At 33.5% G+C, this 15,101-nt stretch carries 16 protein-coding genes; 5 read left to right on the plus strand and 11 right to left on the minus strand.

The features are described 5' to 3' along the window. Positions 1 to 12 precede the first annotated feature (12 nt). Positions 13 to 426: a hypothetical protein gene (locus tag LHL71_RS05880; protein WP_227360875.1), complete on the plus strand. Its 414-nt coding sequence runs from the start codon at positions 13 to 15 to the stop codon at positions 424 to 426. Positions 427 to 457: 31 nt separating this feature from the next. On the opposite strand, the gene LHL71_RS05885 is transcribed toward LHL71_RS05880, so the two are convergent. From LHL71_RS05885 to LHL71_RS05895, 3 genes are all read right to left on the minus strand, one after another. Continuing rightward, positions 458 to 1,069 carry a TMEM175 family protein gene (locus tag LHL71_RS05885; protein ID WP_227361623.1) on the minus strand — a complete coding sequence of 204 codons (612 nt, stop codon included), beginning with the start codon at positions 1,067 to 1,069 and terminating at the stop codon, positions 458 to 460. Between the two features lie 61 nt (positions 1,070 to 1,130). Beyond that, the gene (glpK, locus tag LHL71_RS05890; RefSeq protein WP_227360876.1) at positions 1,131 to 2,654 is read right to left on the minus strand and encodes a glycerol kinase GlpK; all 1,524 of its coding nucleotides are present in this window, start codon (positions 2,652 to 2,654) and stop codon (positions 1,131 to 1,133) included. 171 nt (positions 2,655 to 2,825) lie between these two features. Beyond that, positions 2,826 to 3,071 carry a hypothetical protein gene (locus tag LHL71_RS05895; RefSeq protein WP_227360877.1) on the minus strand — a complete coding sequence of 82 codons (246 nt, stop codon included), beginning with the start codon at positions 3,069 to 3,071 and terminating at the stop codon, positions 2,826 to 2,828. A gap of 151 nt (positions 3,072 to 3,222) precedes the next feature. Between LHL71_RS05895 and LHL71_RS05900 the strand changes: the two genes are divergently transcribed. After that, positions 3,223 to 3,423 carry a hypothetical protein gene (locus tag LHL71_RS05900; RefSeq protein WP_227360878.1) on the plus strand — a complete coding sequence of 67 codons (201 nt, stop codon included), beginning with the start codon at positions 3,223 to 3,225 and terminating at the stop codon, positions 3,421 to 3,423. 16 nt (positions 3,424 to 3,439) lie between these two features. Here the strand turns inward: LHL71_RS05900 and LHL71_RS05905 are convergent, their stop codons facing one another. Then, entirely contained in the window at positions 3,440 to 4,072 is a 633-nt protein-coding gene (locus LHL71_RS05905) for a hypothetical protein (RefSeq protein WP_227360879.1), read from the minus strand. Positions 4,073 to 4,933: 861 nt separating this feature from the next. Here LHL71_RS05905 and LHL71_RS05910 point away from each other — a divergent pair. After that, positions 4,934 to 5,527 (plus strand): cadmium resistance transporter, encoded by a 594-nt coding sequence (locus LHL71_RS05910; protein ID WP_227360880.1) that lies wholly within the window; start codon positions 4,934 to 4,936, stop codon positions 5,525 to 5,527. A 33-nt stretch (positions 5,528 to 5,560) separates the two neighbouring features. On the opposite strand, the gene manA is transcribed toward LHL71_RS05910, so the two are convergent. The 4 genes from manA to nhaC all read right to left on the minus strand — a co-directional run bounded on the left by manA (position 5,561) and on the right by nhaC (position 9,782). Then, on the minus strand, positions 5,561 to 6,517 hold the full coding sequence (gene manA / locus LHL71_RS05915; protein ID WP_227360881.1) for a mannose-6-phosphate isomerase, class I: 957 nt from the start codon (positions 6,515 to 6,517) through the stop codon (positions 5,561 to 5,563). Positions 6,518 to 6,594: 77 nt separating this feature from the next. Then, positions 6,595 to 7,488, minus strand: a complete 894-nt coding sequence (locus tag LHL71_RS05920) for a metal ABC transporter solute-binding protein, Zn/Mn family (RefSeq protein WP_227360882.1) — start codon at positions 7,486 to 7,488, stop codon at positions 6,595 to 6,597. Positions 7,489 to 7,609: 121 nt separating this feature from the next. Then, positions 7,610 to 8,218 (minus strand): aggregation-promoting factor, encoded by a 609-nt coding sequence (gene apf, locus LHL71_RS05925; RefSeq protein WP_227360883.1) that lies wholly within the window; start codon positions 8,216 to 8,218, stop codon positions 7,610 to 7,612. Between the two features lie 175 nt (positions 8,219 to 8,393). Further along, positions 8,394 to 9,782 carry a Na+/H+ antiporter NhaC gene (gene nhaC / locus LHL71_RS05930; protein WP_227360884.1) on the minus strand — a complete coding sequence of 463 codons (1,389 nt, stop codon included), beginning with the start codon at positions 9,780 to 9,782 and terminating at the stop codon, positions 8,394 to 8,396. Positions 9,783 to 10,103: 321 nt separating this feature from the next. Between nhaC and LHL71_RS05935 the strand changes: the two genes are divergently transcribed. Then, complete coding sequence (locus tag LHL71_RS05935; protein ID WP_227360885.1) at positions 10,104 to 10,493, plus strand: hypothetical protein; 390 nt, start codon at positions 10,104 to 10,106, stop codon at positions 10,491 to 10,493. Here the strand turns inward: LHL71_RS05935 and trxA are convergent. From trxA to LHL71_RS05950, 3 genes are read right to left on the minus strand one after another with little or no spacing between them, the layout of a single operon-like run. Next, positions 10,477 to 10,800, minus strand: a complete 324-nt coding sequence (gene trxA, locus LHL71_RS05940; RefSeq protein WP_227360887.1) for a thioredoxin — start codon at positions 10,798 to 10,800, stop codon at positions 10,477 to 10,479. The two genes, LHL71_RS05935 and trxA, sit on opposite strands and share 17 nt — an antisense overlap. Continuing rightward, positions 10,800 to 11,537: a TerC family protein gene (locus tag LHL71_RS05945; RefSeq protein WP_227360888.1), complete on the minus strand. Its 738-nt coding sequence runs from the start codon at positions 11,535 to 11,537 to the stop codon at positions 10,800 to 10,802. The genes trxA and LHL71_RS05945 overlap by 1 nt, the downstream gene beginning before the upstream one ends. A gap of 14 nt (positions 11,538 to 11,551) precedes the next feature. Next, on the minus strand, positions 11,552 to 12,172 hold the full coding sequence (locus LHL71_RS05950) for a glycoside hydrolase family 73 protein (RefSeq protein WP_227360889.1): 621 nt from the start codon (positions 12,170 to 12,172) through the stop codon (positions 11,552 to 11,554). 225 nt (positions 12,173 to 12,397) lie between these two features. Between LHL71_RS05950 and LHL71_RS05955 the strand changes: the two genes are divergently transcribed. Next, on the plus strand, positions 12,398 to 15,100 hold the full coding sequence (locus LHL71_RS05955; protein ID WP_227360890.1) for an MMPL family transporter: 2,703 nt from the start codon (positions 12,398 to 12,400) through the stop codon (positions 15,098 to 15,100). Position 15,101: the final 1 nt, after the last annotated feature.

The raw sequence follows: 15,101 nt of genomic DNA on the forward strand, positions 1-15,101 counted from the left end.
GGAGCTATTTAATTGAAAAATCCATTTAATGATGACGACAATAATCGGAACATGTTACCGATTCCTCCCAACTACGCTACCGTAGTTAACAAATCTAACGGTCAAATTAGAATTGCTAAAGTTGGTTTTTCATGGACTAGCTTTCTTTTCTCAATCCTAATCCCTATTTTTAGACGTGACTGGTATAACGCCCTTTGTATGATTGGGGTCCAATGGGGCATTGGTTTCTTAATTGCTACAGTTACTAATGTAAATATTGATTTTGCCTATTCCGAAGCTACGTATGCTTTGAGTGTAATCTGGGGCGCCTTTTATAATCTTATGTATTTTAGGCATCTCTTTAATAAAGGATACGTTCCCGCCGATCAGCACTCCCGCGACATTTTAGTTCAAAGTGGCTACCTCAAAACTAAACACAAAAAATAAAAGCACGGTATCGTTAGATACCATGCTTTTTTTATTTATGTTTAAAAATTAATTTTAGTCGATTAAAAATCGCCGTTTGAATTTCATTAGATCGTCTATAAGAAAAGATCCAAATAAAAGATACAAAAAATCGACCTACCAATCCAATGGAAGGATAAATAAATACCCCTAATAAAATTAGAATATTTAAAAACATGGATATTTGACTACGTTTATCTCGTTTTAAAATCCACACCGTTTTAGATTGCGGATTACTTGAGTGAATAACTTCTTTAACGAGTACGCCAAACGACCAGCTCCACATGGTATAAATCAAAACATACAGCAAATTAGGTACTAGATCCTTAGGATTATCCCCAATCCATGCGGTCACGGCCGGACACAAAGTCAGCCAAAAAAGCCAAAATAAATCAGCCCAGATAACGCGATAAGAAATTGTATCAATTAATTGAAATAACCGATGATGATTAACCCAAATAATTGCGACAAATATAAAACTTACCACGTAAGCAATCAAAATATGCCGAATGGAATACACTGAACTCCAAGTTGGTTTATCCGGAATTTTAATATTCAAAACTAATACCGTTAAGACAATGGCTACAACCCCATCAGTAAACGATTCTAAGCGATCCTTAGGAATTTCGTAGCGTCGGTCAAAACTATCTTTAGTTTCATCCATTGGTAATTGATTTTTAGGTTCCTCATTTTTCATTGCAATCAGTCCATCTAAAGGCCCTGGTTGCCGTTACCGCAGCTTTCCAACCTCGATAAAGGCGTTTGCGTTTGTCACTAGGCATATTAGGTTCAAATAGGCGACCATCTTCGACAAAATTCTTAATTTCATCAATATCTTTCCAAAAGCCAACCGATAATCCGGCTAAAATTGCAGCACCAAAAGCCGTGGTATCTTCATCACTAGCTCGTTTAATGGGAATATTTAAAATGTCGGCTTGAAATTGCATTAAATAACGATTTCTAGAAGAGCCGCCATCGGCCATCAACATCGGAATATGCATTTTGGTGTCTTTTTCCATAGTTTCGATAATATCCCGAGTTCCATAGGCAATCGATTGTAAAGTAGCTTTTACAAAATCATCCCGATTGGTGTTACGAGTCAATCCAAAAACTGAACCGCGAACATCTTCATCCCAATAAGGTGCTCCTAAACCATTAAAAGCTGGCACGAGATATAAATCATCATTATCATTAGATTCCATCGCAGCCTGACGAGATTCTGGTACGCTATCAATCATATGCATTTCATCGGCTAACCAAGTCACTGCTGTGCCCGCAATAAAAATGGATCCTTCTAAAGCATACGTAACTTTTCCCCCGATGTTATAAGCAATCGTAGTTAATAAGTTTTCATCAGATAATTCCGGTGTATCTCCCGTATTCATCATGATGAAGGCCCCATCACCGTAAGTATTTTTAATCATACCGGGTTCAAAAGCCATTTGACCAATTAAAGCCGCTTGTTGATCCCCAGCAATACCGGCAATTGGAACTTCAATTCCGTAAAATTGATAATTCTGGGTCGTGCCATAAACTTCACTGGAAGTTTTGACCTCGGGCAACATAATTCTGGGAATATTTAGTAGTTTAAGAATATCTTCATCCCAACGTAAGGCATGGATATTAAACAACATGGTTCGACTAGCATTTGAATAATCCGTTATATGATAACGGCCCCCCGACAATTTCCAAACTAACCAAGTATCGATGGTTCCAAATAATAATTCTCCCTTTTCAGCACGCTCTTGAGCGCCAGGAACGTTATCTAAAATCCAACGAATCTTAGTAGCAGAAAAATATGAATCGATAATTAATCCAGTTTTTTTATGAATTAAATCTTCATATCCGTCTTTTTCTAATTTTTTAGTTATGTGAGCAGTCTGCTTTGACTGCCAGCCAACTGCATTATAAATTGGCTCACCCGTGGTTTTATCCCATATTACCGTGGTTTCACGTTGATTTGAAATTCCGATTCCGGAAATATCTTCGGGATGAATTCCCGCATCGATTAAGGCACTAGAAATTACAGTTAATACCGAATTCCAGATATCATTAGCATCCTGTTCCACCCAACCATTATGTGGAATGATTTGATCTAAATGTTTATAGCCTTCAATTACTTTTCTACCAGTGTGATCGAAAATCATTGCTCGTGTACTAGTAGTACCTTGATCGATTGATAAAATATACTTTTCTTTATCATTTAACATTCTCTTACCTCCCCTAACGGGATATTACTTCAATAATTTATCCCTATCCTAGCACATTCGCTAGATTCAATATGTATTTTTGCTTATAACAAAAAAGCACATTATGAATATACCACAATGTGTTTTAGGTTACAAATTGTTTATTTAAAAGCTTTTATTGATATATACCAATTATCGTTTAATTTCTATACGGATATCTTCTAGACCATCAGCTGGTTTAATAGATTCAGTGTATGTAAAATCAGCTTCTTCAAAGTATTTTTTAATTTCTTCGTTAACTTGTTGTAATTTACGACGATCCCCATCTTGTTGTTTGACTAAAATAATATATTTACCTTTATCAGCATTAACTTCACCAAATTTATATAATACATCAACCGTGTTTAGAATTTGATCGATCATTTGTTTTTCTGTCATTAGTTTATCCCCCATAAAGTATTATTTAATTGTATTTTATCGCTAAAACTATAAATAAACTATTAATATGGCTAGTAATTACCTGAGCAAATCATTTTACATTCCCAAACGGTAAAGCTATACTTTATTTTTAATCTGTGAGGTGAAAATTTTGACTACATATGAATTAGAAAGCTCCAAACAATTAATTAGAGCTGCTCAAACCGGTCAAATCATTGCTTTTACCGCTAATGGTCGCCACGTTACTGGAACGGTAGCGGCCGTTAGATCCGGTTTAACCTTTATAAAATTACCCGCTCGGGGAATTCAAGAATTTTCTATTAAACATATTACCGATCTTCGGGTATTTTAAAAATAAAAAAACGCAACTAATTAGTTGCGTTTTTTTTCATCTTATTCATGATTTGTTTAGCCGTTTCATTTCTACGTCGTTCAGTTAATAAAATGACATTATCGGGAACTGGTTTTTTATGCAAGATGATATTCAAAGGAATGTTCATGTTATGTTGCTTTTCAAATAACTTGATATCATCGTATTTTACATCTTCAATATACCCTAGCATATACTGCATACCCTTTTGTTTATGTTCATCCCAAACGTGTTTTTTATCACTTTCATTGATAAATTCATCTTCCGAAAATGAATCTAAAAATTCGACCAATTCTTTAGAATTAGAAAGCTTTTTTTGAACTCCTAAAAAATTGATGTAACGTTTTAATACTGGAACAACACTTTCAAAGAATTCTTTAGTAGCTGAAATCTTTTTAGGATAATATTTTAGTAAGACTGCTTTAGTAGACTGAACGTTCCAATCTTGAATGAGCTTATTTTCATATTGATATGATAGGCCGGCAAACGAATGCGTTACATAAAATGCCATTTTCTTTTGCATAGTTGAAAGTTGTTGATATGACTTAGTAGATCTAAAACGAACAAACCAAAAATGGTTATCTTCAAAATTTTTGTCCATAATAACTTCAGAAAAACTTTTATTAACCATTTAAAAGCCCTCTTTCGATTAAAATTAACTATAAAAATCATCATCACAACCACTAAAGACTGTTCTACCTAAATTACTTACAATTTTATAACCGCAGTCGATCAATCTTAGTAGCTGCTGCCAACGTGAGTATTAAGTTTGTAACTTCAGAGCAGCCTAACCAATCTTTGGTAAGCTTCTTAAAAATACCCTTTCATAAACATGTTAGTACTAATATGTGATCAAATCAAACTGAATTTAAGTATTTTCAGGGTTATCGGAGATAATTCTTACTGAAAATAGGATAATAAAAACTTTGATAATTATTTTAATTTAAATGTTTTACTAAATTAAGCTTTAAAATCATAGATAAATCACTAAAAAACCTTAATTTAATCATAAATAAAGCGCTTTTATAACCAAAAAATTATTTCGTTATAGATTTTAGTAAAACGTATAACTTCATATAAAATTCATATTTTATTCCTTGATTGACAACATTTATGGCTTATATTATTAAACATAGTAATAAGTGATTATTACTTACCTCATATAAATAAATTAAATCCCCCTTTAATTTATTATTTTATATTCATATTCTTCCCCTAGAATAAAGTACTTAAAAGACTAGTCTCCCCCGACTAGTCTCTTTTTTTATCACAAAATCTTCATAAAAAATTCTAATTTGCATTACCATTTTGTAATATAATCTTATAGTAGATAAATTTTGGTTATGTAGAAGTACATATCATAATTTTCCCCCTACACAACGATTATTGTTGTTTATAAAACTTAATGTGTTTTATTAAAAAGAGTTCTCTCCCCCGAGAACTCTTTTTTTGTTGTACCATGGTAATAATTCAATATACCGAGGTGCCAATTTTGATTAATAATTTAATTACTGCCACTATTGCATTTCTAGCTACCGACATTGATGACTTAGTAATTATGTTTACTTTTTATATGACTGCGAAAACCACCAATCCAAAAATCAAACAAAATCACCCCGTCCTAAAAATATTTAGTGGTGAATTAATTGCCTATCTAGTCATCTTATTACTTAGTGATGTAGCTAGTTACGGCTTACGGCTCTTTCCAAAAGCTTTTACCAATGGTCTAGGAGCCGTCCCTTTATTTATGGGAATTAAAATTTTATGGGATCTCCACGAGGAACACAATCATAAACGAAAAAGCACCGCTAAAAACATTGGTATTATTACCCTACCATCCATTCTTTCAATCTGTTTAGCCGATGGTGGTGACAATCTGGGAGTATATATTCCCTTCTTTTCATCCCTATCCATGGAAGATCTATTAGGAATTAATATTTACTTATTAGCCCTTATGGCCATTTGGTGTGTGGTAGGATTCTTACTATCTAAGTTAAATGGACTTAACAAAGTATTTCAAAAATACGGTTCTTTAATCACCGGAACTATCTTAATCATTTTAGGATTTATCTTGATCTTTAAATAAAAGGTTCTAGCCAATGGCTAGAACCTTTTATTTTTATCGATTTTCATGACTAGCAATTAACGTCATCGTACCGGCTAATTCATAATTTTGAATGGAATTAGGCAAAATCCAACTCATGCCTTTTTCAATGGAATATTTTTCATCATTAACTATTAAGGAACCGGATCCTTCAATTACGGTCATAATTTGGTAAGGCGCCACATTTTCCAAATGACTAATACCTTTAATTGATAATTTATTGACTGCAAAATACTTTTCGTCAACTAAATTAGTAATTTGGCCATTTTCCACTAATTTAGTACTCGTCTCATTGTGATAATCGACGTGCGGAATCTTAGTAACATCTAAAGCTTGTTCGATTTGTAAATCACGTTTTTGGCCAGTTTTTTCATCAACTCGATCAAAATCATAAAATCTAAAAGTCATATCGGAACTCTGTTGGGTTTCAAGGGCGACAATCCCGGCTCCTAAAGCGTGTAAGGTGCCCGCTGGAACATAGTAGAATTCCCCAGCTTTAACCGGAATTGTTCGTAATTTTTCGTCTAAATGGCCTTGATCAATTGCGGTTTGAAATTCCGATTTAGTTTGTGCAGTATGGCCAAAATAAAGTTTCGCATCGGGTTTGGCTGATAAAATGTACCAGCTTTCCGTTTTACCATATTTTTCACCATGTTCACGAGCATAGGTATCATCGGGATGAACTTGAATTGATAAATCTTTATTGGCATCTAAAATTTTAACTAGGAGTGGAAAGGCTTGGCCTTTTGGATGACCTCCGAAAAGTTCCGGATTTGCTTCCCAAACCTCTACTAAACTTTTACCTTTTAAATCACCATTTTGGATCGTACTAGCTCCATGATCATGAGCAGAAACAATCCAAGCTTCCCCAATTTTATCATTAGGTAAATCAAAACCGTAGTCTTTTAAATGATCACCACCCCAAATCTTTTCATGCAATGGAGCGCTTAAAAAAAGTGGTGTTTGTTTCATATCAATTTCCCCAATTCTTTTAGTTTATGTATCCAAATTGAGTATACCGCAACCAAAATAAAAAGAGTAGCTTATCATTAAGATAAACTACTCTTTTGAATTTTAATTAAAGCATCATATTGATTTTGCATCCAGGTTAAATAAGTTTCGTTTTTCGGCATAGATTCAGTAATTTTTAAAATAGGAATATGATTTTGCCGAGCCTCTTCCACTAAATTATCAATAATTTTACCACCTGATTGGGTATTATCGACTAACATGGCAATTTTATGGTGCTGAAAGTCCGTTTGCATTTTTTTAATATCATCTGGAGTAGGATCAACTTCTTTAGAAATAGCATTTTCAAATCCCGGATTATTAACTTGATAGCCTAAATTTTCTAGCGCGTAATTAAAGACGGGTTCGGTTACATCTACTCGAGAATTGGTAACTCCCCGTTTAGCTTGAGCAATGGTTTGATCTAATTGCTTAAACGAAGCAATGTACCGTTTAGCATTATTTTGGTATTCACTGCGGTGCTTAGGATCTAATCGACTAAATTGGTTCGCCAAATAGTTCGCTAAATTTTTCATGGTTGCTGGTTGATACCAGATATGTTCATTATCCCCCGACTGCTTATGCATAACCGTTTCGCCCACTTTAATATTTTTCGCCGAACTATCCGTTGATAAACGATTCATCCAAGTATCATAGCCTAGACCATTGGAAATGATCACGTTAGCTCGATCAATTTTTTTAGCATCAGCGGTGGTGGGTTCAAAATCATGCGGATCGGTTTCGGTAGTGTCCACTAATGATGACACCGTCCCATGATTGCCTAGAATTTCTTTAGCAACCGAACCATAAAAGTCCATGGAAGCAACAACTTTAATTTCATTAGATTTTGGTCTAACTTGTTGGCATCCCGCTAAAAATAATCCTAAACTTAAAATACCTAATAACCACAAGCCACTTTTCTTTAATTGATGCATTTAAATACTCCTTTGATTAAATGGTAATAATTACTGTTTAACTATATCAAGAAGCATTTTGAGTGTCAATATAAAAAAGACCCTAACTAAAGTTAGGGTCTTTTTATTCACTAATTAATTTTTAGTACCAACCATTAGCTTGCCAGAATGATTGCGCAGCTGACCATGATCCGTAGCGGTTAGCCACGTATTGGTTAGCGACTTTTTCTTGATTAGCAGCTGAATAGTCTCCATTTAGATAAGCTGAATCTAATTGGTATTTTCCGATATAACGACCATTCGTAGCGGTGTATGAACCACCTGATTCACGGTTAGCAATCCAAGCTTTAGCACTGGATTCACTAGATGATCCCGTATTAGTGGTTTTAGTTACCTTAGTAGCGTTAGCTGAATTAGTAGCTACTGTAGAATTAGAATTGGTATTACTGTAATTAGTATTAGTAGTAACTGGAGTAGTATAACTAGCATTAGTTTGAGTAGTTGAGTAGTTAGTAGTAGTTCCATCGGGAATGATTAAGCTTTGACCTACTAAAATCACATCGTCTACATTAATATGGTTAGCTTTTTCTAAAGCATCCATAGTAACGTTATATTTTTGGGACAGTCCCCAAATACTATCTCCTGCTTGAACTGTAATGGTAGTAGAAGCATCGGCATATGTATAGCCTGCAAAATATAATCCAAATGCTGCGACTGTGGTTGCAAGAACCTTAACAATTGATTTTTTCATAATAAACATATCTCCTAAGTAATAAAGTAATTTAAATATTTTTAGGTATGAGCATAACCGCTTAGCTCGCTTACCTATATTTATAGTGTATCGTTACAGTATTACTTGCGAATATCGCCGATATTAAAGTTTTTCTCCCCGACAGTAACAATGTTATCTTAAGGCAACACTATCGCTATTTATTACTACTCTTGTAATATTTGATACCAATTCCCGTAAATCCACTAATAATTGAAATAATTGGTGAAACCCAACTAAAGATTACAAATGGAAAATAACTTAATGTACTAACTCCTAAAGTATTTGCCGCAAAAATTCCCGCTACTCCCCAAGGAACTAAGTAATTAATTACCGTGCCACCATCTTCTAATGCTCGACTAAGCGTTACCGGTGCTAGGCCAGCCTTTTGAAAGGCATTTTTAAAGGCATTTCCTGGTAAAATTACAGATAAATATTGTTCTCCAACAAATAAATTAACGCCGATTGCGGATAAAATAACTGCCGTAATTAGACTTCCCGTTGAGGTTAAATGTTTAGAAACGGGCTCCATGACTGATCTAATAATTTGTAATTTAATCAACAGCCCCCCTAAACCTAAGGCCACGATTACTAGTAAAATGGTCGGTAACATACTATTAATTCCACCACGAGTTAACAGAGTGTCTACCTGAGCATTTCCGGTATGACTAGCATAACCTTCTGAGATCGATTGAATTATCTTTAGACCATTTTCATTGGGATGGTCAATAAAAATTAATACCATAGTTAAAACAATGTTAATAAAAATGGTTGGAATCGCCGGAACTTTTTTCCAAGCAAAGCCTAACATGGCCACAATGGGAATTAAACTTAACCAACTAATATTAAAATGTTGATTTAAAGTAGCGATGGTGGTTTGAATCGTTTGAGTATTCATAGTTTGCGTTTGATTTCCTAAAAATATAAACCCAATTATTGAAACAAGAAAAGCTGGAATCGTCGTCCACAACATATTTTTAATATGACTAAACAAATCAGCACCCACTACAGCCGAAGCTAAATTAGCAGAAGCCGATAAAGGTGAAGTTTTATCGCCAAAAATGGCCCCCGAAATAATAGCCCCTGCGATTAAAGCAGGATGCATTCCTAAGGTAATTCCCATTCCTAAAAACGCAATTCCAATCGTTGAAATTACGGTAAAGGCACTGCCGATGGCTAAACCAATTAGCGAACAAACCACAAAGACGGATACTAAAAAGTATTTCGCACTGATTAATTTAAATCCATAAACCATCATACTAGGAATTACTCCCGCATAAATCCACACACTAATTAAGGCCCCAATTAAAATAAATATAAAAATAGGAATAATGCCCGTCAAAACTCCTTCTGATAGGCCATCATTAATGGTATCCCAAGTATAACCTTTGAATTTTCCCCATCCCATTAGTAATAAAATTACTAATAAGATAGGAATAACTGGAGTAATTTGATAGCCAATTATACTAATTCCCATAATGATTAACATGATGATTAAAATTGTTATACCTTCCAGTAAACTAACTTGTGGTTGTTGTTCCTGCATCGTTTTTCACTCCTTTAAAATAAAAAAACGCCCCTACTGAAAAATTCAGTAGGGACGCTTTTGCGTGGTACCACCCATTTTAAGATCCAATGATCCTAACTTTTTAGATGATATCGGTTCTAATTTTTATCCGTTTTATTAATGAGTATTTCAATAAACTACCCTGACCAATTCGCACCACCCATTGGCTCTCTGACACCCAGATAGTTATCTAGTTATAATAGAGAAATTCTATCATCTAATATTTTTTACGTCAACTTGGATCAAAATCCATTTCCCGTTATAATAAACTGCATATTCTTAAAGAAGGTTTGATTAACTATGACTAAAAAAGCTAAATGGATTAGCACTGGCATTGTTTTATACGTTCTCTTCATTATTTCTGACATCTGGTTAGATTATCTAAATCCCCAAAAAATCGGAATTACTTGGACCATTTTTTGGTTTGTGGCAGCATTTGGAATCGTATATTTCTTTTGTTTCAAAAACTTTATTTTTGAACGAACCATGTACTATGCCAAACAACTTAACCTTACTAAAGTTGAGTTAATTGATTTATTACCGGAATTAAAAAAGGACCAGCGAGTTCCTGATCCTAAGAAATTTCATCTATTAAGTCCAATTTTTAGTTTTTCCTTACAAAATTTAGACTTGTTGGATGATAAGTTATTAGAGCTTGGCCAACAACAGCATATTAAGCCATTTCAGTAAGCTTCTTGTTTAAATAGTTAGCGAGTTTATCTTTAGGATAAAGCCCGCTAACTTTTTCTTTAGCTTCACCATTTTTAAAAACGACGAGGCTCGGGATGCTCATAACTTTAAATTGTTCGGCTAAATCTTGATTATCTTCGACGTTTAATTTACCAAAATTAATTTTACCGGCAAATTCTTGCTCTAATTCTTCGAAAATTGGATCCATAATTTTACATGGTCCACACCAAGAAGCCCAAAAATCAATAACGGTAATTTTATTATCGGTTGCTGCTTTTAAATTATCTCTTGTAATAGTTTGTGCCATTATTTGGTACCTTTCTGTTGTTTAATATAATGATAGCCAATAGTGCCGGCGATCGTTGCCAATACAATAATTCCAAAAATTGATGATGGAATTTCAATGTCGATAGCTGGAATCGATAGAATTAATTTAATAGCAATAATTCCAATTAAAACGTAAGCCATCGGTTTTAATTCGGGAATCTTAACCATTAACTTCATGATTACTTCCGCTACTCCCCGCATTGCCAAAATTCCGACTAAGCCACCAATTAATACAATAATTGGATTTTCTGAAATTGCTAAGGAAGCTAATACCGAATCAACAGAAAATATTATATCCATAAATTCGATTTGTGCAACTACTGACCAAAATAAAGCTCGTTCGCTTTTTTTCTTTTTTAACTTCTTAGTATGAACTACCTTAGTTTTTCTAAAATATGAATAAACTAAAAATAATAAGTAGCCTCCACCAATAATTTTAATTTCCCAAAAATGAATGAGGTAGGTTCCCAAACCAATAATTAAGAAACGAAATAAATAGGCTCCCCATAAACCATAAAATAATGATTCTTCTTGTTGCTTTTTAGTTGGTAGAGCTTGAGTTTGTGCAGCTAATACTACCGCATTATCAACGGATAATAAACATTCAATTAATACTAACGATAAAATAATTAGCCAATCGGTTCCTGAAGTTACTACATTTTGCCAATTTTCTAAACTGAAAAATGGTCCGTAAAGTTTAACAAGCCAATCGAGCATTGAATATCTCCTCTCTATTCTTGATTAATTGCCTGTAAATCATACTTACTTAGTTTATAGGTCTTGATTAACTTAATTAATTTTTCATCATAATCTTTATCAGTCGCATAACCATTTTCTTTTAATAGTTTAGCTTGAGAAAGATAACTTTGATCATTACTACTTTTAATAAAATTATTAGACAATAAAGTATCATGATCGGCAATGGCTTCTAATAAGGATGGATATTTTCTAAAATTATCCATAATTGTAACATTTTTATGATTAATATATTCTTTAGTTTCAAATCTTACGTACTTGCCATGATATTTACCTTTAATTCCAAACGGATTATAGGCTTGCTTGTATAGTTCAGATTTTCCCCAATTAGATTCTAAAATTGCTTGAGCAATTACAATACTAGGCAACACTTGGGGTTTGCTTTCATATAATTTAACGGCGGGATCAGCAACCATTTTGATGAATTTTTCTTGAGCTTGTAGTTCTTGTTGATCCTGTTGAGCTTGCTGAGTCGCTTCAACTTGGCGATAGCTTTGCTGATGCATTAACCGTTGTCCTCGAATATACATCCCCCCAGTTACTACTACCCCAGCTACTATAATTGTCAATGTAATTAATTTTATGGTTTTTAACACTGTAATAGTTCCTCTTTTACTATTTATTATTTTAACATTCACATAAATAATTGATTCATATTATAAATGCTTTTTAAGCGTTGAATTTATAAAAAAGCTTTAAGTTTATATTCGAAAGCCTACCAAAACCCGCCAAATTTAAATTTGTTATTACAAAGTAGTTTTTAAATGGTAAAATTTTAATAATACATCATTTTAAAAATAAAATATTTGGGAAGATATATAATGAAGAAAGTATTTAAAAATTTACATAGAAATCGTATTATTTCACTTTTCGTTTGGTTAATCGTAGTTTTTGTAGCTATCATCACGACGCCCGCCATCACTGATACGGTCCAAAATTACGGCCAACCGGTTTTTGACAAAAGTTCACAAACTAGTCAAGCTGATCAGATCAAAAGTCATTGGGGGTATGGCCTAGGTAAAGCTGATTCACTAGATATTGTTTACAATAATCAAAATAGTGCAATCAAGCCACAACAACAGGCTCAAATCGATAAAGTAGTTAAAAAATTACGTAAAGATCATGATTACTATGACATCAAAAAAATTGTAACACTAAAAACTAATGTTGCTGGTAAAAAGCAACTATTATCGCCTGATCATACTACCGAAATAGTCAATATTTCATTAAATAGTCATAAAAAGCTAACTACCTTAGCTCAACAAATCTCACAAGATAGTTCAATTAATGGATTATCCTCATACGTTACTAGCCCAAAATTAATTCGTGAGACTAGTGCCCAAAAGAATATTCAGACCGTTAAAATTATCTTAATTGCTCTATTTATTGCTTCCATGTTAATTATCGGAGTATATTTCCATTCAATTTTATTACCATTAGTTTCATTAGTAACCCTATTTTCTACCTATGTAGTTTCTTTAGCAATTAATCTGAATTTAGCAACTCATCATAACTTTGCGATTACTGAATTCACTCCTTTAGAAATTGGTTTAGCCGTTTTAATCTTAGGTACAATTTGGAATATTTATCTCTTCAGAAAGTTAAAAATGATTTTAGAATTCCAAAGCGATCCTATTTACGCTACTAAGCAAACCATTAGTGCCTTACGATTCCCGGTAACTGTAGTGGGACTAACGCTAACTATCGCTTTTGGTTTACTTCACTTTATTAAATACCAAGCCATTAGTTCCCTAGCCGCTGTCGGCATTACCTACTTAATTCTTACCCTAGCAGTGTTAACCATTAATCCTATTTTTACGGGAGCCTTAGGGGAAAGTATTTTCTGGCCAGCTAATAAACCGATTAAAAATGCCAAAGCCAGATATTGGACTAAAGCCGCCGACTTTTCACTCAGCAAACCCTTAGCTGGTTTAATTGTAGTTTTATATCTAACCGTGCCCTTTATCTATAATTATCATCAAAGTACCGACTACTCTCCAGTTAATAACTTAATTTCTAATGATCAAGCCGTAACTGGAGCTAAGGTTTTAAATACGCATTTTTCAGACGGTAAAGCTACTCCCGTAACTATTTATCTAGAAAATAATCGACCTTTAGATAATGAAAAATATCTCCAACAAGTTGACGCTTTAACTAACAAATTACAATCCGCTAAAAATGTTAACGCCGTTTACTCCGTTACCCAGCCAAGTGGCATGCCAATTAGTAAGTACTATGTTGCTAACCAACTAGATTCTATTAGTAATGACGTAAAAGGTTCCGCTAGTGTATTTACTAAAATCGCTGAAGATATTGATGAAAATAAAGAAAATCTAGACTTAGAACAACTTCAAGAACAAATCAGTGAAATTAACGATTTAAAAAATCAAGCAGGTTCTTTAGAAAGTAGCAACAATTCAGTAACTTCCCAAATTAATAAAGCAGCTACTAAGGCCACTGATTTACAAACCTATACTTTAAATTCTAAGAAACATCAATATCAACGTGATCTTGATAATTTAGATAACTCCTTAATCGAAGCTAGTTCTAATATCGATGAACTAACTTCTCAAGCAACTTCGATTAAGAGTTACGGCGAAACCATTTACGTTAATTTAAAAACTTATAAAAAACAATTACAAAAAGTCAAAAACAGTTTAAATGAAATCAAAGAAGAATCCGATGAGGCTAATCAACAACTCAATGATGTTTATAGCTATTTAAATGGATTGCAAAAATCAACGGCTGCTAACGTCTATTACATTACTAAGAGTCAATTAGCAGATACCGATTTCTTACAATCAATGTATAACTACACTAGTGAAAATAAAAAAATCACTAAATTACAAGTTGTCTTTAATAATTCAGCTAACAATAAAGATAACCTCAAAGAAATTCAAAACTTACAAACCTTGGTTCAAAATCAAATTCAAGGAACGACTTTAAAACATGCTAAATTTGCCATGACTGGTGAACCAGTCGTCGAAGCCCAATTGCAAAACGGGATGCAACACTATCTAAAATATGCAATTGCCATTTTGATTATTGTAACTTTATTAGCGGTCTTTATCTTAAGTCGCGCAATTCTCCAACCAATTTATTGGACCTTTGCCTTTATCATTTCAGTCTTTACCGGTATCCAATTAACTCATATCACCATGCACTACTTAATCGGTACTGGGAAATTAGATTGGCAAGTAATGCCTATTATGATTGCAACCGTCACAGCCGTGGCAGTCTGGCAAATCATTGGCTTAGGACTATCCTTTAGATACACTACTCTATCAATTCTAGATTGGATTAGACCGACCGTAGCTAGTTATGGTCAAGTAGTTCGCTACATGTTAGTAGTCATCGTTGCCATCGGTATTAGTTTAACTTTTGGCAAATCCTACCTTATGATTTCTGTATCATTAATCGCGATGTACACTTTTGCCATTTACTACTTAGTCCTACCAATGATCATTTCATCATTTGGTAAATGGTCCGTAACTTTACCAAGTAAAAGTCATTTAATTAAATAGA

Origin of the sequence: Lentilactobacillus laojiaonis, assembly GCF_020616595.1 — a bacterium.
GTDB classification, from domain to species: domain Bacteria; phylum Bacillota; class Bacilli; order Lactobacillales; family Lactobacillaceae; genus Lentilactobacillus; species Lentilactobacillus laojiaonis.

Excerpts from the sequence above, each read along its gene's own strand:
- glpK (WP_227360876.1), bottom strand. The coding sequence starts at position 2,654 with ATGTTAAATGATAAAGAAAAGTATATTTTATCAATCGATCAAGGTACT.
- LHL71_RS05895 (WP_227360877.1), bottom strand. The coding sequence starts at position 3,071 with ATGACAGAAAAACAAATGATCGATCAAATTCTAAACACGGTTGATGTA.
- LHL71_RS05905 (WP_227360879.1), bottom strand. The coding sequence starts at position 4,072 with ATGGTTAATAAAAGTTTTTCTGAAGTTATTATGGACAAAAATTTTGAA.
- manA (WP_227360881.1), bottom strand. The coding sequence starts at position 6,517 with ATGAAACAAACACCACTTTTTTTAAGCGCTCCATTGCATGAAAAGATT.
- LHL71_RS05920 (WP_227360882.1), bottom strand. The coding sequence starts at position 7,488 with ATGCATCAATTAAAGAAAAGTGGCTTGTGGTTATTAGGTATTTTAAGT.
- apf (WP_227360883.1), bottom strand. The coding sequence starts at position 8,218 with ATGAAAAAATCAATTGTTAAGGTTCTTGCAACCACAGTCGCAGCATTT.
- nhaC (WP_227360884.1), bottom strand. The coding sequence starts at position 9,782 with ATGCAGGAACAACAACCACAAGTTAGTTTACTGGAAGGTATAACAATT.
- LHL71_RS05935 (WP_227360885.1), top strand. The coding sequence starts at position 10,104 with ATGACTAAAAAAGCTAAATGGATTAGCACTGGCATTGTTTTATACGTT.
- trxA (WP_227360887.1), bottom strand. The coding sequence starts at position 10,800 with ATGGCACAAACTATTACAAGAGATAATTTAAAAGCAGCAACCGATAAT.
- LHL71_RS05945 (WP_227360888.1), bottom strand. The coding sequence starts at position 11,537 with ATGCTCGATTGGCTTGTTAAACTTTACGGACCATTTTTCAGTTTAGAA.
- LHL71_RS05955 (WP_227360890.1), top strand. The coding sequence starts at position 12,398 with ATGAAGAAAGTATTTAAAAATTTACATAGAAATCGTATTATTTCACTT.